Consider the following 24591-nt stretch of genomic DNA (forward strand, 5'->3'; position numbering starts at 1 on the left):
AGTGGTGAACCGGGGCGATGCAGCGGACCGGCGACGCAACCTTGCGCGCCTTGGCCTGGGGCAGCGGCGGTGGCGCCGCGCCGGTGGTGAGCAAGCCGACGAGCGCGACGAATGCCGTGAACCGCATGGTGTTCTCCCCCTTGCCGCTTCTTCTCTCCCGAGGAAGAGAAGGAGCGGCCTCCCTGACGGGGGTATCGTGTCACGGTCGTGTTACAGCTTCAACCGCGTTCGCGTTCCACTTCGCGCCAGCCGATGTCGCGGCGGCAGAAGCCGTCGGGGAAGGTGATCGCATCCACGGCGCGGTAGGCGGCGGCCTGGGCGTCGGCGACACTGGCGCCGCGCGCGGTGACCGCCAGGACGCGGCCGCCCGAGGCGACCAGCCGGTCGCCGTCCATCCGGGTGCCCGCGTGGAAGACGGTGGCGCCGGTCGCCTCGGCCGCGGCGAGGTTGTCGATGCCGCCGCCCGACTTCGGCGTGCCGGGATAGCCGGCCGCCGCCATGACCACGGTCAGCGCGGGCTCGGGCGAGAAGGCGGGGGCGGGATGGTCGGCAAGGCGCCCCTGCGCCACCGCCAGCATCACGCCAAGCAGATCGCCGTCGAGGCGCGTCATCAGCACCTGACATTCGGGATCGCCGAAGCGGGCGTTGTATTCGATCAGCTTGGGCCCCTGCGCGGTCAGCATCAGCCCGGCATAGAGGACGCCGGAAAAGGGCGTGCCCTCCTCGCGCAGCGTGTCGACGGTGGGGCGCACGATCGTGTCGATCGCCAGTGCTTCGAGTTCGGGCGTCAGCACGCGCGCCGGGCTGTAGGCGCCCATGCCGCCGGTGTTGGGGCCGGTATCGCCGTCGCCGACACGCTTGTGATCCTGCGCGGAGCCGAAGGGCAGGAGCGCGGTGCCGTCGGTGAGGACGAACAGGCTGGCTTCCTCGCCGTCGAGAAACTCCTCGATAACCACCTCGGCACCGGAAACGCTGAACAGGTCGGCGAGGGCGGCGCGCGCCTCGTCCTTGGTGAAGGCGATGGTCACGCCCTTGCCGGCGGCGAGGCCATCGGCCTTGATGACCACGGGCAGGCCGAAGGTGGTGTCGAGTGCGCTACTAGCGGCCTCCAGGTTGGATACCCGCAGATAGCCGGCGGTGGGGATGTTCGCGCGGGCGCACAGGTCCTTGGTGAAGCCCTTGGACCCTTCGAGTTGTGCCGCCGCCTTTGACGGGCCGAAGACGGGGATGCCGGCGGCACGCAGCGAATCGGCAAGGCCGTCGACCAGCGGCGCCTCCGGCCCGATCACGACGAGCCCGATCGCGTGGTCACGCGCAAAGGCGATCACCGCGGCGTGATCCGTCGCGGCCAGCGGCACGCAGGTCGCATGCGCGGCGATGCCGGGGTTGCCGGGCGCGGCATAGAGCGTATCTAACCCCGGCGATTGTGCCAGCTTCCACGCCAATGCGTGTTCGCGGCCACCCGATCCCAGCAGCAGGACGTTCATGCCCGATCCCTTATTCCTTGACGAAAGTCCGCGGCTGGTAGCCGAGCCGGTGGCCGGCGACAACGCGCTCGCGCTGTCGGTGGGCGAACTGAGCTTCAAGCTGAAGCGGATGGTGGAGGGCGAGTTCGGCCATGTCCGCCTGCGCGGCGAGATTTCCGGCTACAAGCGCGCGACCTCGGGCCATGTCTATCTGGCGCTGAAGGACGATCAGGCGGTGATCGACGGGGTGATGTGGAAGGGATCGGCGAACGCGCTCGCCTTCCAGCCGCAGGACGGCATCGAGGTGATCGCCACCGGCAAGCTGACCACCTATCCGGGGCGATCCAAATACCAGATCGTGATCGAGCGGATGGAATTGGCCGGCGCCGGCGCGCTGATGGCGCTGTTCGAGAAGCTGAAGGCCAAGCTCGCCGGCGAAGGGCTGTTCGACCGGGGGCGCAAGGTAGCGCTGCCCTTCATGCCGCGCACGATCGGCGTGGTCACCTCGCCGACGGGCGCGGTGATCCGCGACATCCTGCACCGGCTGGAGGATCGGTGCCCCACGCATGTCATCGTCTGGCCGGTCAAGGTGCAGGGCGAGGGCGCGGCGGCCGAGGTGGCGGCGGCGGTACGCGGGTTCGATGCGATGCCGGTGGGCGGCCCTGTGCCGCGGCCCGATCTGGTGATCGTCGCGCGCGGCGGCGGTTCGATCGAGGATCTGTGGGCGTTCAACGAGGAAGCGGTGGTGCGCGCGGTGGCGGACTGCACCATCCCGATCATCTCGGCGGTGGGGCATGAGACCGACACGACCCTGTGCGACCATGCCGCCGACCTGCGTGCGCCGACGCCGACCGCAGCCGCCGAGATCGCGGTGCCGGTGCTGGCCGACCTGCGCCTGACCGTCGCCAGCCACCGCCAGCGCACCGAGCGGTGCGCGCGCCGCTATGTCGAGCGCGGACGCGAGCGGCTGGACGCGATGGCGCGGCTGCTGCCCAAGCGCGACCAGTTGCTGGGGCCGCAGCGCCAGCGCGCGGACGATGCCGGCGCGCGGCTGGACCGGGGGCTGGAGCGTCGGGTGACGCTGGCGCGCGGCGGGCTGGACCGGGCTGGCGCGGCGCTGCGCCCCGCCGTCCTGTTGCGCCAGGTGGAGCGCGGGCATGAGCGGCTGGCGAACACATGGCGGCTGGTGCAGTCGCTGAACCCCGACCGCATCCTGGAGCGCGGCTATGCGCGGATCACTGCGCGGCCGGGCGGCGAGACGCTGTCGTCGGCGGAGGCGGTGCGCGCGGCGGGCGCCATCACGCTCCGCTTCCGCGACGGCGCGGTGGACGCGCGGGTTGAGCGCGCGCCCCCGCGTACCTATGACAAGGTGGTACCCGAACAGCCCGACCTGTTCTGATCCTTATCGAGAAGTGTTCCGTTCCATGCTGATGTCCAATGCCGATCGGGCCGCGCGCCTGCACTATATGGCCAATGGTTTCCGGGTGCTGTCGCCGGGCGACCATGTCGTATGCGCCCGGTCGGGGGCGCGGATCGCGCTGGAGGATCTGCGCTACTGGAGCGTGGCGGCGCAGGAGCCCTATGCGAGCCCGGCGATCGCCAGCGAAAGCCTGCGCCCGCGATGAGGGTGTTGGCGGCGGGAATGCTGGTGGCGGCTCTTGGCGGATGCATTGCGCCGCGTGAGGACGTGCGGCCCGTCGCGCCGGTTCAGGCGCCGCCTCCACCGCCGCCGGTCAAGCCTGTCACCCCTGTGGCGATCGTGCTGGAGGGAGCCGCGATCCAGGGCGGACTGGTCTTCGGGCGCGTGCCCGCCGGCACCACCGGGATGACGCTGGATGGCGAGGCGGTGCCCTTTGCCGATGACGGGCGCTTCGTGATCGGGTTCGACCGTGATGCGGGACCGGCGGCGCGGCTGGTCGCGACGCTGGCGGACGGACGCCGGGTGGAGCGCGCGCTGGTGGTGGCACCGCGGGCGTGGCGGATCGAGCGGGTCGACGCACCCTATCGCGCGGGCAAGACCGATGCCGAGTTCGCCGCGGCCCGGCCCGCCGAACTGGCGCAGATCGTCGCGGCGCGGGCGCGGACCAGCGATGCGCAAGGATGGCAGCAGGCGATGCGCTGGCCGGCGACGGGGCGGCAATCGGGCTGGTTCGGGGCGCAGCGCGTCTATCAGGGCAAGCCCGGCGGCTATCATTCCGGCGCCGATGTCGCGGTGCCGACCGGCACGCCGGTGGTGGCGCCCGCCGACGGGGTGGTGATCCTGGCGGCGGCGGACAGCCCCTTCACGCTGGAAGGGCATCTGTTGATGATCGACCACGGCATGGGGCTGAACAGCGCGCTGCTCCATTTGTCGCGGATCGACGTGGCGGTCGGCGACACGGTGCGGCGCGGCCAGCCGATCGGCCTGTCGGGCGCGACGGGGCGGGCGACGGGGCCGCATCTGCACTGGGGCCTGCAATGGCGCGGGCGCAAGCTGGACCCGCTGCTGGTCGCGGGGCCGGTGGGCGGGTGAGGGCGGTTTAGCGCGCGAGGGGCGCGGGTCATGGCCGGTCCGCCGGCTCCGCCCAGTTGCGAACGTTTACTGAGCAAATGGCTCCGGCCTAATGAGGCTTGGCCACCACCGGCTCTGCATATGCAGAGGCGCATATCGCCGTTAGCTGCTCCAGCGCATCAAAGAGCTCCAGCTCGACCTTCTTGAAGTTGAAGCAGCTTTTCCCCTGCATTCTTTTGAGAAGCTCCGCTGACACGTCATCGCGCATGGCAGGCCGCGCGTAGAGAGGCATGAGGTGGCAGGAGACGTAGTTTTTCTTGAGTTGGACGGCCCCGAACCACGCTGGCTCCCTTTTCCCCGGTTCATTCCACGGCGTCTTCAGGATCAGGTTGCCGGGCTCGCCCTTAGCGACATCCATGCTGCCGCCCGCTCGCAGCATACGCTCTCGAAGTGCATCGAACACGGATTGCAATGTCTCGGTCATAGGGTGCCCCCTTTTTTTCCGGTGTATTTACAACTGCCAACGGTTGCTTTCCATCCCGTCGCGACATTCGCGAGTTTAAGAACGGCTTGGCCGGAAGCGCCCCAATAGCGGACATGCCTTCGAGGGAGTATCTTGACCATCATGCTTGGCTGGCTGCGCAAAAAGCTCGTGAACACCTCGCCGCTGACGCTTTGGAGTGTCAGTTTTTCGGATGGCAACATCGTGACCCGCGATGGTCAGGGCGCTGAACGAACGCTGCCCCTTTGCGACCTGCGTCGGGTTGTAGTCGCGACAGACGATAGCGGCCCTTGGGGCGCAGACGTCGTGTTCCTATTGTATTCAAATGACCTAGACCCTGCGGCCATCTTTCCACTCGAAGCGACCGGGCGAGACGGCTTCGTGGAGTGGCTGAGCGCCCAGCCGGGCTATCAGGACCGCGAACTAGCCAAAGCGATAGGTTCGACGCGGGTTGCGAGGTTCGAAGTCTTGGCTATAAAGCCTAAGGTCAGCTAACCATCCAATTCCAGTCGTTCCTGAAATGTCATCAATTTCGGGTAAGACGATGCGCCGCGCTCTCCGCGTGCTGGAGCGGTGAGGTCCGGCATCTTCCCGATCCGCGTCAGTCCAGCGGGCGGACCTTGATCGAGGGGCCGGTTTTCACCTTCAGCCGGTAGCTGCCGAGCGCGCCGGCGCGGACTTCCACTGCATCGCCGGGGTTGGGGCGGCGGCCGAGCGGGGCGTCGTCGGTCTGTAGCCAGCGTCCCCCTTGCGCCAGCGTGAAGATCCAGCGGCCATCGCCGCCGACGCTGGCGGTGCGCAGCGTGGTGGTCAGCGGGCCTTCCTTGTCCTCGTTCAGTACGCGGCGCGGCGCCGGATCGCGGCTGCGCCCCGGCAGTACCGCCATCGCGTCGTAGCAGGCGAGGCGCGTCGCGGTGTCGATCAGCGTGCGGCAGCGCTTCAACTGGTCCGCCAGCGGCGCCGATGCCTGCACGGGCATCGCCTGTACCGGTGCAGCAGTGAGCGGCAGCAGAAACAGCAGGGTCTTGAAGGGCTTTGACATGCACTCTTGCTGGCGAAATCGGGAGTGAAACGCAACATGCCGCAGACGCACTGTTTTGTTGCTTAACCGCCACAGCGCTGGAATAATATGTGGCCTGCTTTCAATGGGACGTTGCATCTATGTTGCAGCGCCGTGAAAACCCCGGCCAGCGACCCCGTGACCTCAACCGGCCCGGGGTCCGAAGTTTCCTTCGGCAGGCACAGCCGCCGGAGAAAAGGGGACGTTCCATGAAGGCCATTTCCATCAAGACCTGCCTGCTGGTGACCACGGTGTTCACCGGTGTCGCGATGATCGCACCGGCATCGGCGCAGACGACGACCGATACGCCGGCCACCCAGAACGAGGGCACGACGGCGCCGATCGCGCCGGCGACCTCCAACACGCCCGACGCCGATACCGGCGGCGACATCGTCGTGACGGGCTCGCGCATCGCATCGCCCAACCTGACCTCGGCCAGCCCGATCACCGTGGTGAACTCGCAGGAAATCCGCCTGCAGGGTGCGACCCGCGTCGAGGACGTGCTGAACAGCCTGCCGCAGACCTTCGCATCGCAAAGCTCGTCGGTGTCGAACGGATCGAACGGCACCGCGACCGCCAACCTGCGCAACCTGGGCGATCAGCGCACGCTGGTGCTGGTCAACGGCCGCCGCCTGATGCCGGGCGACCCCAACTCGACCAGCTCGGCCGCCGACCTGAACGTCATCCCGTCGACCCTGATCAAGCGCGTCGACGTGCTGACCGGCGGTGCATCGTCGGTCTACGGTTCGGACGCGGTCGGCGGCGTCGTCAACTTCGTGCTGGACACCGATTTCACCGGCGTCAGCGTCGATGCGAATTATGGTTTCTACAACCACAACAACAACAACCAGCGGTTGCAGAACCTGGTGCGCAGCTCCGGCTATGACGCGCCGAGCGGCTTCACCAACGACGGCAAGCAGTTCGACGTCAACCTGAAGATCGGTGGCGGCACCGAGGACGGGCGCGGCCATGTGGTCGGCTATCTCGGCTACCGCAAGATCGACGCGATCACGCAAGGCAGCCGCGACTATTCGTCGTGCGGGTTGAACACCGGCGCGGCGGGCAGCAATGAATATGTCTGCGGTGGTTCGACCACGGCGTTCCCGGCTAATTTCACACTGGGCGACGCGGTGTTCAACGGCACGGCTACCGGATTGCAGCAGCTCTACACGCTGAACGGTGGCGGCGCGCTGACCCCCGGCCGGACGCTGTATAACGCGAACCCGCTGAACTATTACCAGCGCCCGGACACGCGCTACACCGCCGGCTTCTTCGCGCATTACGACGTGAGCGAAGGGTTCAAGCCCTATGCCGAGTTCATGTTCATGGACGACCGCTCGGTCGCGCAGATCGCGCCGTCGGGCAATTTCAGCAACACCGAGACGCTGAACTGCAACAACCCGCTGCTGTCCGCAGCGCAGGCGGCAACCTTCTGTCGCGCAACCAACCTGGTACGTGACGGAAACGGTGCCCCGATCCTTCGCACCAATCCGGACGGCACGACCTACAACATCGCCAATGTGCGCATCGGCCGTCGTAATGTCGAAGGTGGCGGGCGTCAGAGCGACCAGACACACACCTCCTACCGCTTCGTCGCGGGCGCACGTGGCGATATTGCCCAGGGCGTCAGCTACGACGTGTTCGGCCAGTATGGCACGACCAAGTACAACCAGATCTACCGCAACGAATTCAGCGTCTCACGCACCCAGCGTGCGCTGGATGCGATCACCGACACGCGCGCCGGTTCGGCGACGTTGGGCCAGGTGGTCTGCCGCTCGGTCGTCGACGGCACCGACCCGAACTGCGTGCCGCTGAACATCTTCGGCTCGGCGCCGATTACCCCCGAAGCACTGAACTATGTGCAGGTCGCCGGCTTCATGCAGGGTCAGACGAAGGAAAAGATCGTCAGCGGCTCGGTCACGGTGCGTGGTGCCGAATATGGCGTGACATCGCCGTGGGCGAGCGAGGGCATCTCGCTGAACTTCGGCGGCGAATATCGAGAAGAGTCGCTGGAGTTGGAAGTCGATACCGCATTCGCAACCGGCGATCTGGCCGGTCAGGGTGGCGCCACGCTGCCGGTGGGTGGTCAGTACAACGTCAAGGAGTTCTTCGCCGAACTTCAGGTTCCGCTGGTCAGCGATCGTCCGTTCTTCCACGAGCTGACGGTGAATGGCGGCTATCGCTATTCGGACTACAACACCTCGGGCGGCGTTCACTCGTACAAGGGTGAGATCACCTGGGCCCCGGTGCGCGACCTGACGTTCCGTGGCGGCTACAACCGGGCGGTACGTGCGCCCAACGTGCAGGAACTGTTCCGGGCGCAGTCGGTGCAGATCGACGGTGCCACCGATCCGTGCGCGGGCACCAACCCGACCGCGACGCGCGAACAGTGCGTCAACCTGGGCGTGCCGACCAATCTGTACGGCCTGATTCAGGACAATCCGTCGGAGCAGTATAACGGCTTGGTCGGCGGTAACCCGAACCTGCGTCCGGAAACGGCGGACACGTTCACCGCGGGCGTGATCCTGCAGCCGCGCTTCCTGCCCGGCTTCAACCTGACGGTCGACGCCTTCAGCATCAAGGTGAAGGATATCATCGGCGTCATCGGCGCCGACACCATCCTGAACCAGTGCGTGCAAACGGCCGATCCGGCGTTCTGCGGCCTGATCAACCGTGATGCCAATGGTACGTTGTGGCAGGGCACTACCGGCTATGTCGTCGACACGAACCTGAACGCAGGGTCGATCAAGACGCGCGGCATCGACGTCAGTGCAGGCTATGTCGTCCGTACCGCCTCGGCGGGCAGCTTCGCGGCGAACTTCACCGGCACTTATGTCGACGAGTTCACCCGCGACAAGGCGGGTGCGCGCTTCGACTGCGCCGGCCTGTACGGCGCACAGTGCGGTTATCCGCAGTCCAAGTGGCGTCATCAGGTCCGCCTGACCTGGGACGGGCCGGACGGCATCGGCATTTCGGGCCGCTGGCGCTATCTGTCCGCGACGGAGTTCGAGCGGACGAGCAGCGACAGCGATCTGGCCGCTGGCTTCTTCCCGCTGGACGCTCGCGTGCCCTCGCAGAGCTATTTCGACCTGGCGCTGACCGCGCGGGTGCAGGATGGCTTCACCTTCCGCCTGGGCGCCAACAACCTCCTGGACCGCGAGCCCCCGGTGCTGAGCGCGACGGCCTCGCCGATCGGCTCGTTCGGCAACGGCAACACCTATCCGGGCATCTACGAGGCCAATGGCCGCTACATCTTCGTCGGCCTGACCGTCGATATGTAAGCTGTCCTGACGGGTATCGTGGCGGCGGGGCGAAAGCTCCGCCGCCGGTAAAGGGAGTGGTGTCGTCCGGACGCCGCTCCCTTTCGCTTTTCAGGGGCCTCACGCGCAGATCGGGCGGTTCGGCGTCCTCCCGGTGCGAAAAGGGGTAACGACGCCTGATGAGCTTTTTACGGGGCAATGACGTCGCACAGACTTTGCGCACGCGCCAAACATCGCCACGCGTCACACAGCGATCAGTCGCGACCTTGTCCAAATTGTCGATTGCTGCATGCAGCCATGACCAAGCATGACGCCAAGAGTTTGCCACCCGGATCATCCGATCCGCCGCAAACTGCATTTCCACCATGGGTGGAAAATGGTGCCCAGAAGAGGACTCGAACCTCCACGACCTTGCGATCGCCAGCACCTGAAGCTGGTGCGTCTACCAATTCCGCCATCTGGGCACGGGGTAGGGCCGCGCCTTTAGGGTGGGTTTGGATGCCTTGTCAACGGGGGAAGTGAACGGCAAAGGGGCGGCACGCACTTTTTTTCTCTTTCGCGGGTGAATGGCATGAAGAACAAGCTGGTGACGCTGATCGGCGGTGGAGGCTTTGTCGGCCGGTACGTCGCGCAGGCTCTGTTGAGGGCCGGGGCACGGGTACGGATCGCGCAGCGCGATCCACGCGGGGCCTTTTTTCTGAAGCCGCAGGGCGGGCTGGGGCAGACGCAGTTCATCGCCGCCGACGTTTCGCGACCCGAGACGATCGCGCGCGCGGTGGCGGGTGCGGATGCGGTGGTGAACCTGGTCGGCGTGCTGGCGGGCGATTTCCAGCGCTATCATGTCGAGGGCGCGCGGATCGTGGCGGAGGCGGCGCGCAACGCGGGTGTCGAGGCGCTGGTGCAGGTGTCGGCGATCGGTGCGAACCCACAGGCCGAATCGGGCTATGCGCGCAGCAAGGGCGAGGGAGAGGCCGCGGTGCGGGCCGCCTACCCCGGTGCGACGATCATGCGCCCGTCGATCGTGTTCGGGCGCGAGGACCAGTTCGTGAACCGGTTCGCCGGCATGGTCGCCAAGGCGCCGGTGGTGCCGGTGCTGCGCGCGCCGACGCGGTTCCAGCCGGTGTTCGTCGCGGACGTGGCCGAGGCGATCGTCGCCGCCGTCTCCGATCCCGGTACGCATGGCGGACATATCTATGAACTGGGCGGGCCCGACATCATCAGCATGGGTGCGCTGATCCGCTGGATCGCCGAGGCGCTGGGCCGCTCGCCATCGATCGTGGAACTGCCGGACAGCGTGGGCTCGATGCTCGCCAGCCTGCCCGGCAGCCCGATCACGCGCGACCAGTGGCGCATGCTGCAGACCGACAATGTGGTGAGCGATGGCGCCGAAGGCTTTGCCGCGTTCGGCATCGCGCCCCGTCCGCTGGAGGCGGTCGCCCCCGAATGGCTGGTACGCTTCCGTCGTCAGGGCCGCTTCGGCCGGCGCCTGAAGACGATCGCCGCCTGACCCATATCCCCCCGGGAGACACGCTTTTGTCCGAATTCCTCATCGCCATCCTCCTCGGCATCGTCGAGGGGGTGACCGAATTCCTGCCCGTATCCTCAACCGGCCACCTCGTGCTGGCCACCGAACTGCTCGGCTATGATCCGCAGCGCTGGGCGGTGTTCAACATCGCGATTCAGCCGGGGGCGATCCTGGCGATCGTGGTGCTGTACTGGCGTACCTTCTGGGCGGTGTTGCAGGGGCTGATGCGCGGGTCGCGCGAGTCGATCGCCTTTGTGCGCAACCTGTTGATCGCCTTCGTGCCGGCGGTGGCGCTGGGACTGGCGTTCAACGACCAGATCGAGACGCTGCTGGAGAATGCCACGGTGGTCGCCTGGGCGCTGATCGTCGGCGGCATCGGCATCCTCGTCATCGAGCGGCTGGCGCGACCCAAACAGTCCGGCGGGATCGCGGCGGTGTCGGTGGGCCAGTCGGCCAGCATCGGCCTTGTCCAGTGCATCGCGATGATCCCGGGCGTCAGCCGTTCGGGCGCGACGATCATGGGCGCGATGGCGCTGGGCATCGAGCGGCAGACGGCGGCCGAGTTCAGCTTCTTCCTGGCGCTGCCGACGCTGACCGGTGCCACCGTTCTGCAGATGGCCAAGCATCACGACGCGATCACCAGCGGCGACCTGCAACTGATCGCGGTCGGTTTCGTGGTGTCCTTCGTGGTCGCGCTGGCGGTGGTGAAGGCATTCCTGGCGGTGGTGACCAAGCACGGCTTCGCCCCCTTTGCCTGGTACCGAATCGCGGCGGGTGCGGTGGCCCTGATCGCCCTGTCGATGCGGTAAGGTTCAAACCGGACCTAATATTGGCGGCTCAGTTGCGAGCGACCCGCAACTGAGCCGCTTCTCGCATCTATTATAGACAGCAATGCTGTCCCAAATGCTGTTTTGCGAGTGACAATGCGGCGTGTGCGCAATATCCGCGTCTTCGGAGGCGGGTATGGCGAACGAATCTATGTTGAAGTTCGTGGGACGCGAGCAGGCTTATCCAGCCAAGCGGGACGCGACCCATCGTGCGGAAGATTTTCAGGAGATCGCAGGGCGCTATGCCGTTGCGGCCGCCGAAGATCAGGCAGGGCGCTGTTCGCAGTGCGGCGTGCCCTATTGCTCGGTGCATTGTCCGCTGCACAATCACATCCCCGACTGGCTGCGCCTGACCGCCGAGGGGCGGCTGCGCGAAGCCTATGAGCTTTCCAACGCGACCTCGACCATGCCGGAAATCTGCGGGCGCATCTGTCCGCAGGACCGGCTGTGCGAGGGGAATTGCGTGATCGAATTCTCCGGCCACGGCGCGGTCACGATCGGGTCGGTCGAGAAGTTCATCACGGACACCGCCTGGGAAGAGGGCTGGGTCGAGCCGCTGGTACCGGGGCCGGCCCGCGGACTTTCCGTGGGCGTGATCGGCGCGGGGCCGGCCGGGTTGAGCGCAGCGGAATATCTGCGCGGTTACGGCTATGACGTGCATGTGTACGACCGGCACGACCGGGCCGGCGGGCTGCTGACCTATGGCATTCCGGGGTTCAAGCTGGAGAAGCCCGTGGTGATGCGCCGCGTCGAGCGGCTGAAGGCGGGCGGCATCGTGTTTCACGAGGGCTTTTCGGTCGGCGAGGATGCCAGGCTGGACGAGCTTCGCCAGCGTCACGACGCGATCCTGATCGCGACGGGGGTATACAAGGCGCGCAACGTCGATGTGGACGGTGCCGCCTCCGAGGGCGTGATCGCCGCGCTGGATTACCTGACCGCATCGAACCGCAAGGGCTTTGGCGACACGGTCGAGGCGTTCGAGGACGGCCGGCTGGATGCGGCGGGCAAGAATGTGGTGGTGATCGGCGGCGGCGACACCGCGATGGACTGCGTGCGCACCGCCATCCGCCAGGGCGCCAAGAGCGTGAAGTGCCTGTACCGCCGCGACCGTGCGAACATGCCGGGCAGCCAGCGTGAAGTCGCCAATGCCGAGGAGGAAGGCGCCGAGTTCGTCTGGCTGTCCGCGCCGCTCGGCTTCGAGGGCGGCGAGGCGGTGCATGCCGTGCGCGCCAACCGGATGCGGCTGGGGGCGGCGGATGCCAGCGGCCGGCGCTCGCCCGAGGTCGATCCGGGCGGCGAGTTCGCGCTGGAGGCGGACATGGTCATCAAGGCGCTCGGCTTCGACGCCGAGGACCTGCCCGGCCTGTTCGGCGCGCCCGAACTGGGCGTCAGCCGCTGGGGCACCGTGCTGGTCGACGGCCGTACGCTGATGACCAGCCTGGACGGCGTGTTCGCCGCCGGCGACATCGTGCGCGGGGCCAGCCTGGTGGTGTGGGCGATCCGCGACGGCCGCGACGTGGCGAGCGCGATGCACAAGTGGCTGAAGAACAAGGCCAAGAACGAAAGGCAAGCGGCGTGAGGCGCATCGCATATGGCGCGGCGCTGACGCTGGCGATGCCAGCCGCGGCGCTCGCACAACAGGCGACCCCGCCGGCGACCGCCGCCGCGCCGATCGAGCCAGCGCGACTGGCCGCGGCGCGGCAGGTGATCGACCTGATCATGCCCCCCGCCACGCGCGCCGCGATGATCCGGTCGATGCTCGACCCGATGCTGACCAATATCCGGCAGGGCATGATGCAGGCGCCCGTCTTTGCGGACGCGATCGGTCGCGATCAGCGCGCCCGTGCCACGTTCGACACCTTCATGACGCGCCAGAACGAGAAGACGATGGCGATGTTGGAGGCGGACCTGCCCAGCATGGTGGAGGCGATGAGCCGCGCCTATGCCCGGCGCTTCACCGTCGCACAGCTCGGTGACCTTCGCACGTTCTTCGAAACGCCGACGGGGCAGGTCTATATGCGCGAAGCGTCCACCCTGATGAGCGATCCGGACGTGGCGGCATGGCAGCGGCAGATGATGGCCCGGTCGATGGAACGGGTTCAGCAGGACGTGGCAGCGTTCGCCAAGGACATGGCGAAGATCCAGCAGGACAAGAAGTGATGACCGACCAGCGCACCTATCTTGCCGAACATGGCATGTACCGGCCCGAGTTCGAAGGCGATGCCTGCGGCGTCGGCCTGGTCGCGGCGACCGACGGGCGCGCGTCGCGCCGCGTGGTGCAGTCGGCGGTCGATGCGCTGAAGGCGGTGTGGCACCGCGGCGCGGTGGATGCGGACGGCAAGACCGGCGACGGTGCCGGCATCCATCTGGACCTGCCGATCCGTTTCTTCGACGACGCGGTGGCGGCATCGGGGCACAAGGTGCGGCCGAACCGGCTGGCGGTGGGCATGATCTTCCTGCCGCGCACCGATCTGGGCGCGCAGGAGACGTGCCGGACGATCGTCGAATCGGCGATCATCGAGGCGGGCTACACCATCTATGGCTGGCGCCAGGTGCCGGTCGACGTGTCCGTCATCGGCATGAAGGCGCAGGCGACGCGCCCCGAGATCGAGCAGATCATGATCGCCGGGCCGATGCCCGACGAGGTGGACGCCGCCGAGTTCGAAAAGAACCTGTATCTCGTCCGCCGGCGCATCGAGAAGCGGGTGATCGCCGCGCAGATCAGCGGCTTCTACATCTGTTCGCTGTCGTGCCGGTCGATCATCTACAAGGGCCTGTTCCTGGCGGAAAGCCTGTCGGTCTTCTATCCCGACCTGACCGACCAGCGGTTCGAAAGCCGCGTCGCGATCTTCCACCAGCGTTATTCGACCAACACCTTTCCGCAGTGGTGGCTGGCGCAGCCGTTCCGTTGTCTCGCCCATAACGGCGAGGTGAACACGATCCGCGGCAACAAGAACTGGATGCTCAGCCACGAGATCCGGATGGCCTCGATCGCGTTCGGCGACAATTCGGAGGACATCAAGCCGGTGATTCCGGCAGGCGCCAGCGACACCGCCGCGCTGGACGCGGTGTTCGAGACGATCTGCCGGTCGGGGCGTGACGCGCCGACGGCCAAGCTGATGCTGGTGCCGGAAGCGTGGCAGGCGGATGCCGACGTGCCCGGCGATCACGCCGCGATGTACCAGTATCTGGCGAGCGTGATGGAGCCGTGGGACGGCCCGGCGGCGCTCGCCATGACGGATGGCCGCTGGGCGGTGGCCGGCATGGACCGCAACGCGCTGCGCCCCCTGCGCTATACGCAGACCGCCGACGGGCTGCTGATCGTCGGATCGGAAAGCGGCATGGTCGTGGTGCCCGAGGCGACGGTTGTCGCCAAGGGGCGGCTGGGGCCGGGGCAGATGATCGCGGTCGACCTGGCCGAGGGCAAGCTGTTCCACGACCGCGCGATCAAGGACCGGATCGCGGGCGAGCAGGATTATGCCGCGATGATCGGCGAGTTCCTGACGGTGGACGACCTGCCGGCGGCCGGGGAGGATGCGCTGATGCGCTACGGCCGGGCCGATCTGGCGCGCCGCCAGGTGGCGGCCGGCCAGACGCTGGAGGATATGGAGCTGATCCTGTCGCCCATGGTCGAGGGTGGCAAGGAAGCCATCGGATCGATGGGCGACGACACGCCGCTGGCGGTCATTTCCGACAAGCCGCGCCTGATCAGCCAGTTCTTCCGGCAGAATTTCAGCCAGGTGACGAACCCGCCGATCGACCCGCTTCGCGAACGCTACGTCATGTCGCTGAAGACGCGGTTCGGGAACCTTGCCAACATCCTGGACGTGCGCGACCAGCGCGAGCGCGTGCTGGTGCTGGACAGCCCGGTGCTGACCGGTGCCGACTGGCAGCGGCTGCGCGCGCATTTCGGACGCTCGGCCGCCGAGATCGACTGCACGTTCGAGGCCGATGGTGGCCCCGAAAAACTGCGTGCCGCGATCCAGCGCATCCGCAACCAGGCCGAGCAGGCGGTGCGCGAGGGCCGGTCCGAACTGTTCCTGACCGACGAGCATGTGTCGGAAGACCGTGTCGCGATCGCGGGTGTGCTGGCGGCGGCGGCGGTGCACACGCATCTCGTTCGCCGGGGCCTGCGCTCCTATGCATCGATCAACGTGCGCTCGGCCGAATGCCTGGACACGCATTATTATGCGGTGCTGATCGGGGTCGGCGCGACGACGGTGAACGCCTATCTGGCCGAGGCCGCGATCGTCGATCGCCATGGCCGCGGCCTGTTCGGCGACCTGTCGATCGAGGACTGCCTGACGCGGCACCGCACCGCGATCGAGGAAGGCCTGCTCAAGATCATGTCGAAGATGGGGATCGCGGTGATCTCCAGCTATCGCGGCGGGTACAATTTCGAGGCGGTTGGGCTGTCCCGCGCGCTGGTCAACGACCTGTTCCCCGGCATGCCCGCCAAGATCTCGGGCGAGGGCTATGCGTCGCTGCATTACAGCGCGCTGGTGCGGCACGAGGCGGCGTGGGATGCCGCGGTGGCGACGCTGCCGATCGGCGGCTTCTATCGCCAGCGTCATTCGGGCGAGACGCACGCCTATTCCGCGCAACTGATGCACCTGCTCCAGACCGCGGTCGGCACCGACAGCTATTCGACCTATCTGCAATTTTCGCGCGGGGTGGCGGATCTGCCGCCCGTCTACCTGCGCGATCTGTTGCAGTTCAACTTCCCCGGTGAAGGGGTGCCGGTCGATCAGGTCGAGGCGATCACCGAGATCCGCAAGCGCTTCGTGACGCCGGGCATGTCGCTGGGCGCGCTGAGCCCGGAGGCGCACGAGACGCTGGCGATCGCGATGAACCGCATCGGTGCCAAGGCGGTGTCGGGCGAGGGCGGCGAGGACAAGAGCCGCTACACGCCCTATGACAATGGCGACAACGCCAATTCGACGATCAAGCAGATCGCGTCCGGGCGGTTCGGCGTCACCGCCGAATATCTGAACGCGTGCGAGGAGATTGAGATCAAGGTCGCGCAGGGTGCCAAGCCCGGCGAGGGCGGGCAGCTGCCCGGCTTCAAGGTGACCGAGTTCATCGCCAAGTTGCGCCATGCGACGCCGGGCGTGACGCTGATCTCGCCGCCGCCGCACCACGACATCTATTCGATCGAGGATCTCGCGCAGCTCATCTATGATTGCAAGCAGATCAACCCGCGGGCGCGGGTCTGCGTGAAGCTGGTGTCCTCCGCCGGTATCGGCACGGTCGCGGCGGGCGTGGCGAAGGCGCATGCCGACGTCATCCTGGTATCCGGCCATGTCGGGGGCACGGGTGCGTCTCCGCAGACGTCGATCAAATACGCCGGCACGCCGTGGGAAATGGGCCTGTCGGAGGTCAACCAGACGCTGACGCTGAACGGGCTGCGCGGGCGCATCCGTTTGCGGGCGGATGGTGGCCTCAAGACCGGGCGCGACATCGTGATCGCGGCGATCCTGGGTGCCGAGGAGTTCGGCATCGGCACGCTGAGCCTCGTGGCGATGGGATGCATCATGGTGCGCCAGTGCCATTCGAACACCTGCCCGGTGGGCGTATGCGTGCAGGACGAGCGGCTGCGCGCCAAGTTCACCGGCACGCCGGAAAAGGTCATCAACCTGATGACCTTCATCGCCGAAGAGGTGCGCGATATCCTAGCACGGCTGGGCTGCAGGAGCCTGGACGAGGTGATCGGGCGCACCGAGTTCCTGCGGCAGGTGAGCCGCGGTGCGGAGCATCTGGACGATCTGGACCTGAACCCGATCCTCGCCAAGGTCGATGCGACCGATGCGGAACGCCGCTTCTCGCTCAACACCTTCCGCAACGACGTGCCGGACAGCCTGGACGCGCAGATCATCAAGGATGCGTCCGCGGTGTTCAGTCGTGGCGAGAAGATGCAGCTGACCTATTCGGTGCGCAATACGCACCGGGCGGTGGGCACGCGCCTGTCGAGCGAGATCACCCGCACCTTCGGCATGAGCAAGCTGGCGGACGGGCACGTCACGATCCGGCTGCGCGGGAGCGCGGGCCAGTCGCTGGGCGCGTTCCTGTGCAAGGGCATCACGCTGGAGGTATTCGGCGACGCCAACGACTATGTCGGCAAGGGCCTGTCCGGGGGCACGATCATCGTGCGGCCGGCGGTATCGTCGCCGCTCGCCAGCCAGGACAACACGATCATCGGCAACACCGTGCTGTACGGCGCGACCTCCGGCCGGCTGTTCGCGGCGGGGCAGGCGGGCGAGCGCTTTGCGGTGCGCAATTCCGGCGCGACCGTGGTGGTCGAGGGCTGCGGCGCGAATGGCTGCGAATACATGACCAACGGCATCGCGGTGGTGCTGGGCGCGGTCGGCGCGAACTTCGGTGCGGGCATGACCGGCGGCATGGCGTTCATCTACGACGCCGAGGACCGCTTTGCGGCGCGGGCCAATCCGGAGAACATCGTGTGGCAGCGCCTGGCATCCGAACACTGGGAGGGCGTGCTGCGCGATCTGGTGGAACAGCATGCCAAGGCGACCGACAGCCGCTGGTCCAAGGGGCTGCTGGATGACTGGGACCGGGTCGCGGGCAAGTTCTGGCAGGTGGTGCCCAAGGAGATGCTGACCCGGCTGGCCCATCCGCTCGACGACAGCGTGGCACTGGAAGCCGCGGAATAGGCTTGGCGAGGGCTGCCACTGGCGCTTAGGTGAGGGCCATGTGGCAGCTCTTCCAATTTCCCCTGTGTCCCTTCTCGCGCAAGGTGCGCCTCCTGCTGGGCGAGAAGGGCGTGGGATACGAGCTGGTGCGCGAATCGCCCTGGCTGCGGCGGGATGAATTCCTGGACATGAACCCTGCCGGCCAGACGCCGGTGATGGTCGACAACCAGCGCGGCATGTTGCTGATCGATTCGATGGCAATCTGCGAGTATTTCGAGGAAACGGTCGAAAAGGCCGCGATGATCAACGGCACCGCGGTCAACCGCGCCGAGATCCGCCGGCTGGTGACGTGGTTCGACACGCATTTCTATCGCGACGTGACCGGGCCGCTGCTGCACGAGCGGATGGTGAAGCGCGTCGCCAAGGTGGGCAGCCCCGATGGCCGGGCGCTGCGCGAGGCGATGAAGGCCGCGGTCGGGCATCTCGATTATACCGACTATCTGCTCGACCATCGCAACTGGCTGGGGGGCGCGACGCTGAGCCTGGCCGATCTGGCGGCGGCGGCGCAGATTTCGGTGGCGGACTATCTGGGCGGGATCGACTGGAAGGGGCATGAGCAGACCGCGCGCTGGTATCGCGGGCTGAAGAGCCGGCCCTCCTTCCGTCCGCTGCTGTCCGAGCGGATGGAGTTGATCGGGCCGCCGGCCCATTATGACAATGTGGATTTCTGATGCACGTATCGCATGATCCAGCGGCGGCAGCCGCGGAGACCATCGGGTTCGACGACTTCCTGAAGGTCGATATCCGGGTGGGGACGGTCGTCGCCGCGGAGCCGTTTCCCGAGGCGCGCAAGCCGGCGATCAAGCTGACCATCGACTTCGGCCCCGCCATCGGGATCAAGCGGTCGTCCGCGCAGATCACCGAGCATCATCCGGTGGATAGCCTGGTCGGTACCCAGGTGGCGGCGGTGGTGAACTTCCCGCCGCGGCAGATCGGGCCGATGATGTCCGAGGTGCTGACGCTGGGCTTTCCGGACGCGGACGGCAAGGTGGTGCTGGCGCGCCCGAGCGAGCCGGTGCCCGATGGCGGGCGTCTGTTCTGAGCGAGGGAAGCCGACGGCGTTGTGCTTGCCCTTCGACTTCGCTCAGGGCGAACGGAGTTTCCTATTTTATTCCAATGACTTGCTGGCCTGCTCGTACAGGTCGCGGGACAGGCCGGGGACCGCGACGATGCGTTGCAGCTCGGCGCGCATGAGGGCGGCGCGGGCGGCGTCGAAGCGGCGCCAGCGGCCGAGCGGAGGGAGCAGCTTGGCGGCGGTCTGCGGATTGAGGCGGTCGAGGGCGATCAGCTGGTCGGCGAGGAAGCGATAGCCCGAGCCGTCGGCGGCGTTGAAGGCACGCTGGTTGACGCCGAACGCGCCGATCAGCGCGCGGGCGCGGTTGGGATTGGCGAGGGTGAAGTCCGGATGCCGGGCAAGCGCCGCGACCACCGCGCCGGTATCGTCGCGCGAGGACAGCGCCTGCGTCTGGAACCATTTGTCGAGCACGAGCGCGTTGCCGGCATAGCGCGTATAGAAGCGGTCGAGGGCCGCCTGGCACGCCGGACCCCCGAGATTGACCAGCGTGCTGAGCGCGCTTTGCCGGTCGGTCATGTTGTCGGCCGCCTCGAACTGGCGGAAGGCGAGGTCGGCGGCGTCGGGGGCGCCGCTGGCGGCGATATAGCCGAGCGCGACGCCGCGCAGTCGGCGCTTGCCCTTGGCCTCCGGCGAATAGGTGTAGGCGCCCTGTCCGGTCTGGTCATAGAGCGCACGCCAGCGATCGGCGAGCGCGGTGCCGAGGGCCCGGCGAAGCGCCTCGCGCGCAGCGTGGATCCCTTGTGGGTCGACCACCGCCAACTGGTCGCCGACAAAGCTTTCGGAGGGGATCAGCACCGCCTCCGCCAGGAACGCCCAGTCGAGATCGGGGCCGTCGAGGGTGCGCGCGACCGCATCGACCACGCCCTGATGATCGGCCGCATCGCCGAGTGCGCCGGCGACGAGGGTGTCGAGCATCAGTTGCTGCATCGCCTCGTACCGGGCGAAGGGGTCGTCGTCATGCGCGGACAGGAAGGCGAGGTCGGCGGGCGAGCGGTCGCTTTCCACCACCACCGGGGCGGAGAAGCCGCGGTTGATCGACAGCACCGGCCGCTCGGCCACGGTTTCGAAGACGATGGTCTTGCTGGGCTGGTCGAGCAGGACGAGCTGTTCGTCGGTCAGCGGCTGGCCGGTTTGCGCGCCGAACAGGCGCAGGCGCAGCGGCAGCACCATGGATTGCTTGACCGGCTGGCCGGGGGTGGGGGGCACATGCTGGGCAAGGCGCAGCGTGGCGCGGCCGCCGCCGGCCTGATGCTCAAGGCTGGCGGAGACGCGCGGGGTGCCGGCCTGGCTGTACCACAGGCGGAATTGCGACAGGTCGATGCCGCCCGCTTCCTCCATGCAGGCCACGAAATCCTCGCAGGTGGCAGCCGTGCCGTCGAAGCGGTCGAAATACAGGTCGGTCGCGGCGCGGAAGGACTGGGGCCCCAGGATGGTCGCCATCATCCGGATCAGCTCGGCGCCCTTGTTGTAGATGGTGGCGGTGTAGAAGTTCGAGATTTCCAGATAGGCCTCGGGGCGGACCGGATGGGCGAGGGGCCCCGAATCCTCCGGAAACTGGCTGGCGCGAAGCCCGCGCACATCCTCGATCCGCTTGACCGCGGGCGAGCCCTGATCGGCGGAGAAGCCCTGGTCGCGATAGACGGTGAAACCTTCCTTCAGCGACAATTGGAACCAGTCGCGGCAGGTGATGCGGTTGCCCGACCAGTTGTGGAAATATTCGTGCGCGACGACGGCGGCGATCGCGTCATAGTCGTAATCGGTCGCGGTATCGGGATCGGCGAGGATGTAGCGACTGTTGAAGATGTTCAGCCCCTTGTTCTCCATCGCGCCGAAGTTGAAATCGTCGACCGCGACGATGTTGAACACGTCGAGATCATATTCGCGGCCATAGACGCGCTCGTCCCACGCCATCGACAGTTTGAGCGCATGGAGCGCATGATCGGTCTTGGGCAGGTCGGCGGCGCGAACCCAGATGCCGAGTTGCACCACGCGACCCGAACGGGTGGTGAAGGTGCCGCGATTGACCGCCAGATCGCCCGCGACCAGCGCGAACAGATAGGACGGCTTGGGAAAGGGATCGTGCCATTCGGCCCAGTGGCGGCCGTCCTGCAGCTCGCCCCGGCCGACGGGATCGCCGTTCGACAGCAGGACGGGAAAGCGCCGGGCGTCCGCGGTCATCCGCACCCGGTAGACGGTGAGGACGTCGGGGCGATCGGGGAAAAAGGTGATGCGGCGAAACCCCTCCGCCTCGCACTGGGTGCACAGATTGCCGCCGGACGCGTAGAGGCCCATCAACTGGGTGTTGCGATCGGGCGCGATCTCCACCTCCGTCTCGACGCGGTGCGCGTCGCCGGCAAGCGGCACGATGAGCCGCTCGCCCTCCATCCACCAGTCGTTGACCGCGACGCCGTCGACCCGGACCGCCAGCGGGGTCAGCCCCTCGCCATCCAGGCGCAGCGGTTCGCCATGCGCGCCGCCGCGTTCCACCGACAGCGTGGCGCGGACGCGCGTGGCGGCCGGGTCGAGATCGAAATCCAGCGCCAGTTCGGGCACGCGCCAGGCGGGCGGGCGGTAATCCGCGCGGTGGATGACCGACGGGGTGGCGGCGCTGTGCTGCATGTCCATGGGCCGCAATATAGGGGCAAGCGGCGGCGGCGTCAGTGGGGTGATTCGGGGCATTTTCGGCGACATGGCCGGCCGGGGCGGCTGGAAGTGGACACTACACCCCCCCTCCTGTGTCCACTTACCGTTTTTGCAATCGTGCGCTGGGGGGAGAGGCCGGGTCTGGGGCCGGGTGCGCATGGCGTGGATGGTAGCGGATTCGGGGTTTGTAGGACAGCGCTGAAACCGAGTCCTCTCCCCTGATGCTGGAGGGGCCCGTTGCGCAAGCGACGGGAGGGTGAGGGGGTGTCAAGCAGCGTTGCACTGCTGGTCTGCCCCTCACCCTTCCCACTGCCTGAAGGCAGCGGGCCCCTTCCCTCTCCCCGGAGGGGCGAGGGTAAATAATTGAAAATCATCATGATTCAGGTTGGTGTCGGGTGGTTTGACCGGACCCTCACCGGGCGCTGCACGTTGGCGGGCGGAAGGAGTAGCGGATGCGGATCCATCATCTGAACTGCGGCACCGATTGCCCGGTGGGCGGCGCCTTGTTCGACGGGTGCAGCCACGGCGTGCTCGGGCATCTGGTCTGCCATTGCCTGTTGATCGAGACGGATGCGCATGGGCTGGTGCTGGTCGATACCGGCTATGGTTTGCGCGACGTGGCGCGGCCGCATGCCTCGCCCTCGCCGCGGATCACGCGGACGTGGCGGGCGATGCTGAACATCCGGCTGCGCGAGCGGGAAACGGCGATCCGGCAGGTCGAGGCGCTGGGATACCGGGCGCAGGATGTGCGGCACATCGTGGTGACGCACCTGGATTTCGACCATGCCGGCGGGCTGGAGGATTTTCCGAATGCCGCGGTGCATGTGATGGCGCGCGAATATAGCGATGCGACGGGACCGCGCGCGGGCGTCGTGGCGCAGGCGCGGTGGCGGCCGAGCCAGATCGACGGCGTGCGCGACTGGCAGCTATACGGTCCGCAGGGAGACGGCTGGTTCGGCTTCGAGGCGGTGCGCGACCTGAAGGGCCTGCCGCCCGAGATACTGATGGTGCCGCTGCCCGGACATACCTGGGGACATGCGGGGGTGGCGGTGGCGCAGCCGGGTGGCCGCTGGCTGCTGCACGCAGGGGATGCCTATTTCTATCGCGGGGAGATGCGCGAGGCGCGGCGGCGGTGCACGCCGGGTCTGCGCGCCTATCAGCGGCTGATGGAGGTGGATGCGCGCAGCCGGATGGACAATCAGGCGCGGCTGCGCGCGTTGTCGATCGAGCAGGCGGACGTGGTGACGGTGACGTGCACGCATGATCCGGTGGAACTGGCACGCGCGCAGGCGGGAAAGCCGCTTTGAGTGCTGTTTCGATCGGGTGCGATGTGCTTTAGGTGCGTGCAACAGTCTGTTCCGAAGGACCCTGCATGTTCCGTCGTGTCGCGCTCGTTTCGCTGCTTGCCCTGTCCGCCGCCGCTTCCGCCCAAACCACGCCCGCCATCCCCGAACTGCCGGCCGATCAGGCGGCCATGCGCGCGCATGTGATGTTCCTGGCCTCCGACGCGATGAAGGGGCGCGAGGCGGGAAGCCCCGAATATGACATCGCGGCGCAATATGTCGCATCGCAATTCTATGCGGCCGGGCTGAAGCCGGCGGGCGATGCCGGCGGCTATCTGCAAAAGGTGCCGCTGGTCAGCTACAAGGCGGCCGATCAGGGAAGCTTCGTCTGGACGGCGCGCGGAGGGCAGCCGGTGACGCTGACCTTTGGCGAGGATTATGCGCCGTCGCCGGTGCCGGGGCATGCGGAAACCAGCCTGTCGGCGCCGGTCGTTTTCGTCGGCTATGGCATCGATGCGCCGCAATATGGCCAGAACGACTTCAAGGGCGTCGATGTGCGCGGCAAGATCGTGGCGTTCGTCCCCGGCACGCCCGCCGGGCTGGGCGGCGAGGAACGCGCCTTTTTCGGCAGCGCGGCGAACAAGGCGGCACTGGCCGCCGCGCGCGGGGCGGTGGGCGCGATCCAGCTCGTCATGCCGAGCGCGGTGGGGCGGCAGCGGTCGTTCCAGGTGATGGCGGCCGGCTATGACCGGCCGCGCGTGGGCTGGGCCAATGCCGACGGCACCGTCCATAATCCGACGCCGGGCACGCCGATCCTGGGAACGCTGAGCGCGGCGGGCGCGGCCAAGCTGTTCGGCAAGGACTGGGATGCGGTGGTGAAGGCGGCGGCGGCAGAAACCCCGCGCTACCGGCCGGTGGCGGCCAGGGGCACGCTGACCGTCGCGCTGAAGACCAGCGCGACGCCGATGCCGAGCAGCAACGTCATCGGCATGATTCCGGGCAGCGATCCCAAGCTGAAGGACCAGGTGGTCGTGCTGTCCGCGCATCTGGACCATATCGGCGTCAACGAGGGCGGCGACGGCGACCGGATCAACAATGGCGCGCTGGACAATGCGATCGGCATCGCCAGCCTGATCGAGGAAGCCAAGCGCTTCAAGGAAAGCGGCAAGCCGCCGCGGCGCAGCGTGATGTTCCTGGCGGTGACCGCGGAGGAGAAGGGGCTGGTCGGTTCCGACTATTTCGCGAACAACCCGACCGTGCCCCTGGCGTCGATCGTGGCGGACGTGAACCTGGACATGCCGATCCTGACCTACACGTTCGAGGACATGATCGTGTTCGGTGCCGAGCGCTCGACGCTGGGGCCGATCGTGCGCAAGGCGGTGGGGGCGCTCGGCCTGCCGCTGTCGCCCGATCCGATGCCGGAGGAAGGCATCTTCGTGCGCTCCGACCATTTCCGCTTCGTCCAGAAGGGCATCCCTTCGGTCTTCCTGTGGCCGGGCCAGAAGGGGCCGGGCGCCGCGGCGGTGAAGACGTTCATGTCGAACAACTATCACCAGCCGTCCGACGATTTGAGCCTGCCGATCGACTGGAGCCAGGGGCCGCGCTTCGTGGGCGTGAACTATGCCATCGCGCGCGAGATCGCCGATGGCGATGCGCGGCCGGTGTGGAACAAGGGCGACTATTTCGGCACGCTCTACAAGGGGCCGATGGCGGCGAAGTAAGGCGCATCGGGTGAGCCGGCTTCTGGTC

Annotated in this window: 18 protein-coding genes and 1 tRNA gene; 14 read left to right on the plus strand and 5 right to left on the minus strand. The window is 67.3% G+C overall.

What is annotated here, in order from left to right; translation table 11 throughout:
• Positions 1 to 218 precede the first annotated feature (218 nt).
• Positions 219 to 1487: a phosphoribosylamine--glycine ligase gene (purD, locus tag OXR08_RS11125; protein ID WP_267349850.1), complete on the minus strand. Its 1269-nt coding sequence runs from the start codon at positions 1485 to 1487 to the stop codon at positions 219 to 221.
• Between purD and xseA the strand changes: the two genes are divergently transcribed.
• From xseA to OXR08_RS11140, 3 genes are read left to right on the plus strand one after another with little or no spacing between them, the layout of a single operon-like run.
• Positions 1486 to 2865: an exodeoxyribonuclease VII large subunit gene (gene xseA, locus OXR08_RS11130; protein ID WP_112381624.1), complete on the plus strand. Its 1380-nt coding sequence runs from the start codon at positions 1486 to 1488 to the stop codon at positions 2863 to 2865. The genes purD and xseA overlap by 2 nt on opposite strands.
• A 25-nt stretch (positions 2866 to 2890) precedes the next feature.
• Positions 2891 to 3091, plus strand: coding sequence for a DUF2093 domain-containing protein (locus tag OXR08_RS11135; protein WP_112381623.1), 201 nt, complete (start codon positions 2891 to 2893; stop codon positions 3089 to 3091).
• Entirely contained in the window at positions 3088 to 3978 is an 891-nt protein-coding gene (locus OXR08_RS11140; RefSeq protein WP_267349852.1) for a M23 family metallopeptidase, read from the plus strand. Before OXR08_RS11135 ends, OXR08_RS11140 begins: the two co-directional genes overlap by 4 nt.
• A gap of 88 nt (positions 3979 to 4066) precedes the next feature.
• Here the strand turns inward: OXR08_RS11140 and OXR08_RS11145 are convergent, their stop codons facing one another.
• Positions 4067 to 4441, minus strand: a complete 375-nt coding sequence (locus OXR08_RS11145; protein ID WP_267349854.1) for a hypothetical protein — start codon at positions 4439 to 4441, stop codon at positions 4067 to 4069.
• Positions 4442 to 4582: 141 nt separating this feature from the next.
• Here OXR08_RS11145 and OXR08_RS11150 point away from each other — a divergent pair, with 141 nt between their 5' ends.
• Complete coding sequence (locus tag OXR08_RS11150; RefSeq protein WP_267349903.1) at positions 4583 to 4954, plus strand: hypothetical protein; 372 nt, start codon at positions 4583 to 4585, stop codon at positions 4952 to 4954.
• Between the two features lie 106 nt (positions 4955 to 5060).
• On the opposite strand, the gene OXR08_RS11155 is transcribed toward OXR08_RS11150, so the two are convergent.
• Complete coding sequence (locus tag OXR08_RS11155) at positions 5061 to 5501, minus strand: hypothetical protein (RefSeq protein WP_267349856.1); 441 nt, start codon at positions 5499 to 5501, stop codon at positions 5061 to 5063.
• Between the two features lie 227 nt (positions 5502 to 5728).
• On the opposite strand from OXR08_RS11155, the gene OXR08_RS11160 reads away from it, so the two are divergent.
• Positions 5729 to 8800: a TonB-dependent receptor gene (locus tag OXR08_RS11160; protein ID WP_267349858.1), complete on the plus strand. Its 3072-nt coding sequence runs from the start codon at positions 5729 to 5731 to the stop codon at positions 8798 to 8800.
• Positions 8801 to 9156: 356 nt separating this feature from the next.
• Here the strand turns inward: OXR08_RS11160 and OXR08_RS11165 are convergent.
• Positions 9157 to 9243, minus strand: a tRNA-Leu gene (locus OXR08_RS11165).
• Positions 9244 to 9350: 107 nt separating this feature from the next.
• Here OXR08_RS11165 and OXR08_RS11170 point away from each other — a divergent pair.
• The 7 genes from OXR08_RS11170 (at position 9351) to OXR08_RS11200 (ending at position 18883) form a co-directional block, all read left to right on the plus strand.
• Positions 9351 to 10286 (plus strand): complex I NDUFA9 subunit family protein, encoded by a 936-nt coding sequence (locus OXR08_RS11170; protein WP_267349860.1) that lies wholly within the window; start codon positions 9351 to 9353, stop codon positions 10284 to 10286.
• 26 nt (positions 10287 to 10312) lie between these two features.
• Positions 10313 to 11113 carry an undecaprenyl-diphosphate phosphatase gene (locus tag OXR08_RS11175; protein ID WP_267349862.1) on the plus strand — a complete coding sequence of 267 codons (801 nt, stop codon included), beginning with the start codon at positions 10313 to 10315 and terminating at the stop codon, positions 11111 to 11113.
• A gap of 154 nt (positions 11114 to 11267) precedes the next feature.
• Positions 11268 to 12710 (plus strand): NAD(P)-dependent oxidoreductase, encoded by a 1443-nt coding sequence (locus OXR08_RS11180; protein WP_267349864.1) that lies wholly within the window; start codon positions 11268 to 11270, stop codon positions 12708 to 12710.
• A complete protein-coding gene (locus OXR08_RS18700; RefSeq protein ID WP_267349866.1) occupies positions 12707 to 13291 on the plus strand; it encodes a DUF2059 domain-containing protein in 585 nt (194 codons plus the stop codon). Before OXR08_RS11180 ends, OXR08_RS18700 begins: the two co-directional genes overlap by 4 nt.
• Positions 13291 to 17802: a glutamate synthase large subunit gene (gene gltB / locus OXR08_RS11190; protein WP_267349868.1), complete on the plus strand. Its 4512-nt coding sequence runs from the start codon at positions 13291 to 13293 to the stop codon at positions 17800 to 17802. The genes OXR08_RS18700 and gltB overlap by 1 nt, the downstream gene beginning before the upstream one ends.
• 38 nt (positions 17803 to 17840) lie before the next feature.
• The gene (locus OXR08_RS11195) at positions 17841 to 18512 is read left to right on the plus strand and encodes a glutathione S-transferase family protein (RefSeq protein ID WP_112381614.1); all 672 of its coding nucleotides are present in this window, start codon (positions 17841 to 17843) and stop codon (positions 18510 to 18512) included.
• A complete protein-coding gene (locus OXR08_RS11200; RefSeq protein ID WP_267349870.1) occupies positions 18512 to 18883 on the plus strand; it encodes a tRNA-binding protein in 372 nt (123 codons plus the stop codon). Before OXR08_RS11195 ends, OXR08_RS11200 begins: the two co-directional genes overlap by 1 nt.
• A gap of 66 nt (positions 18884 to 18949) precedes the next feature.
• Here OXR08_RS11200 and pepN read toward each other — a convergent pair whose 3' ends face one another.
• Entirely contained in the window at positions 18950 to 21541 is a 2592-nt protein-coding gene (gene pepN, locus OXR08_RS11205; RefSeq protein WP_267349872.1) for an aminopeptidase N, read from the minus strand.
• Between the two features lie 470 nt (positions 21542 to 22011).
• Here pepN and OXR08_RS11210 point away from each other — a divergent pair, with 470 nt between their 5' ends.
• Both OXR08_RS11210 and OXR08_RS11215 read left to right on the plus strand, forming a co-directional pair.
• Positions 22012 to 22866, plus strand: a complete 855-nt coding sequence (locus OXR08_RS11210; protein WP_267349874.1) for an MBL fold metallo-hydrolase — start codon at positions 22012 to 22014, stop codon at positions 22864 to 22866.
• Positions 22867 to 22931: 65 nt separating this feature from the next.
• Positions 22932 to 24563, plus strand: coding sequence for a M28 family peptidase (locus tag OXR08_RS11215; protein ID WP_267349876.1), 1632 nt, complete (start codon positions 22932 to 22934; stop codon positions 24561 to 24563).
• The last annotated feature ends 28 nt before the right edge of the window (positions 24564 to 24591 follow it).

This window comes from Sphingomonas sp. GM_Shp_2 (assembly GCF_026540875.1).
In the GTDB taxonomy this organism is placed as follows: domain Bacteria; phylum Pseudomonadota; class Alphaproteobacteria; order Sphingomonadales; family Sphingomonadaceae; genus Sphingomonas; species Sphingomonas carotinifaciens.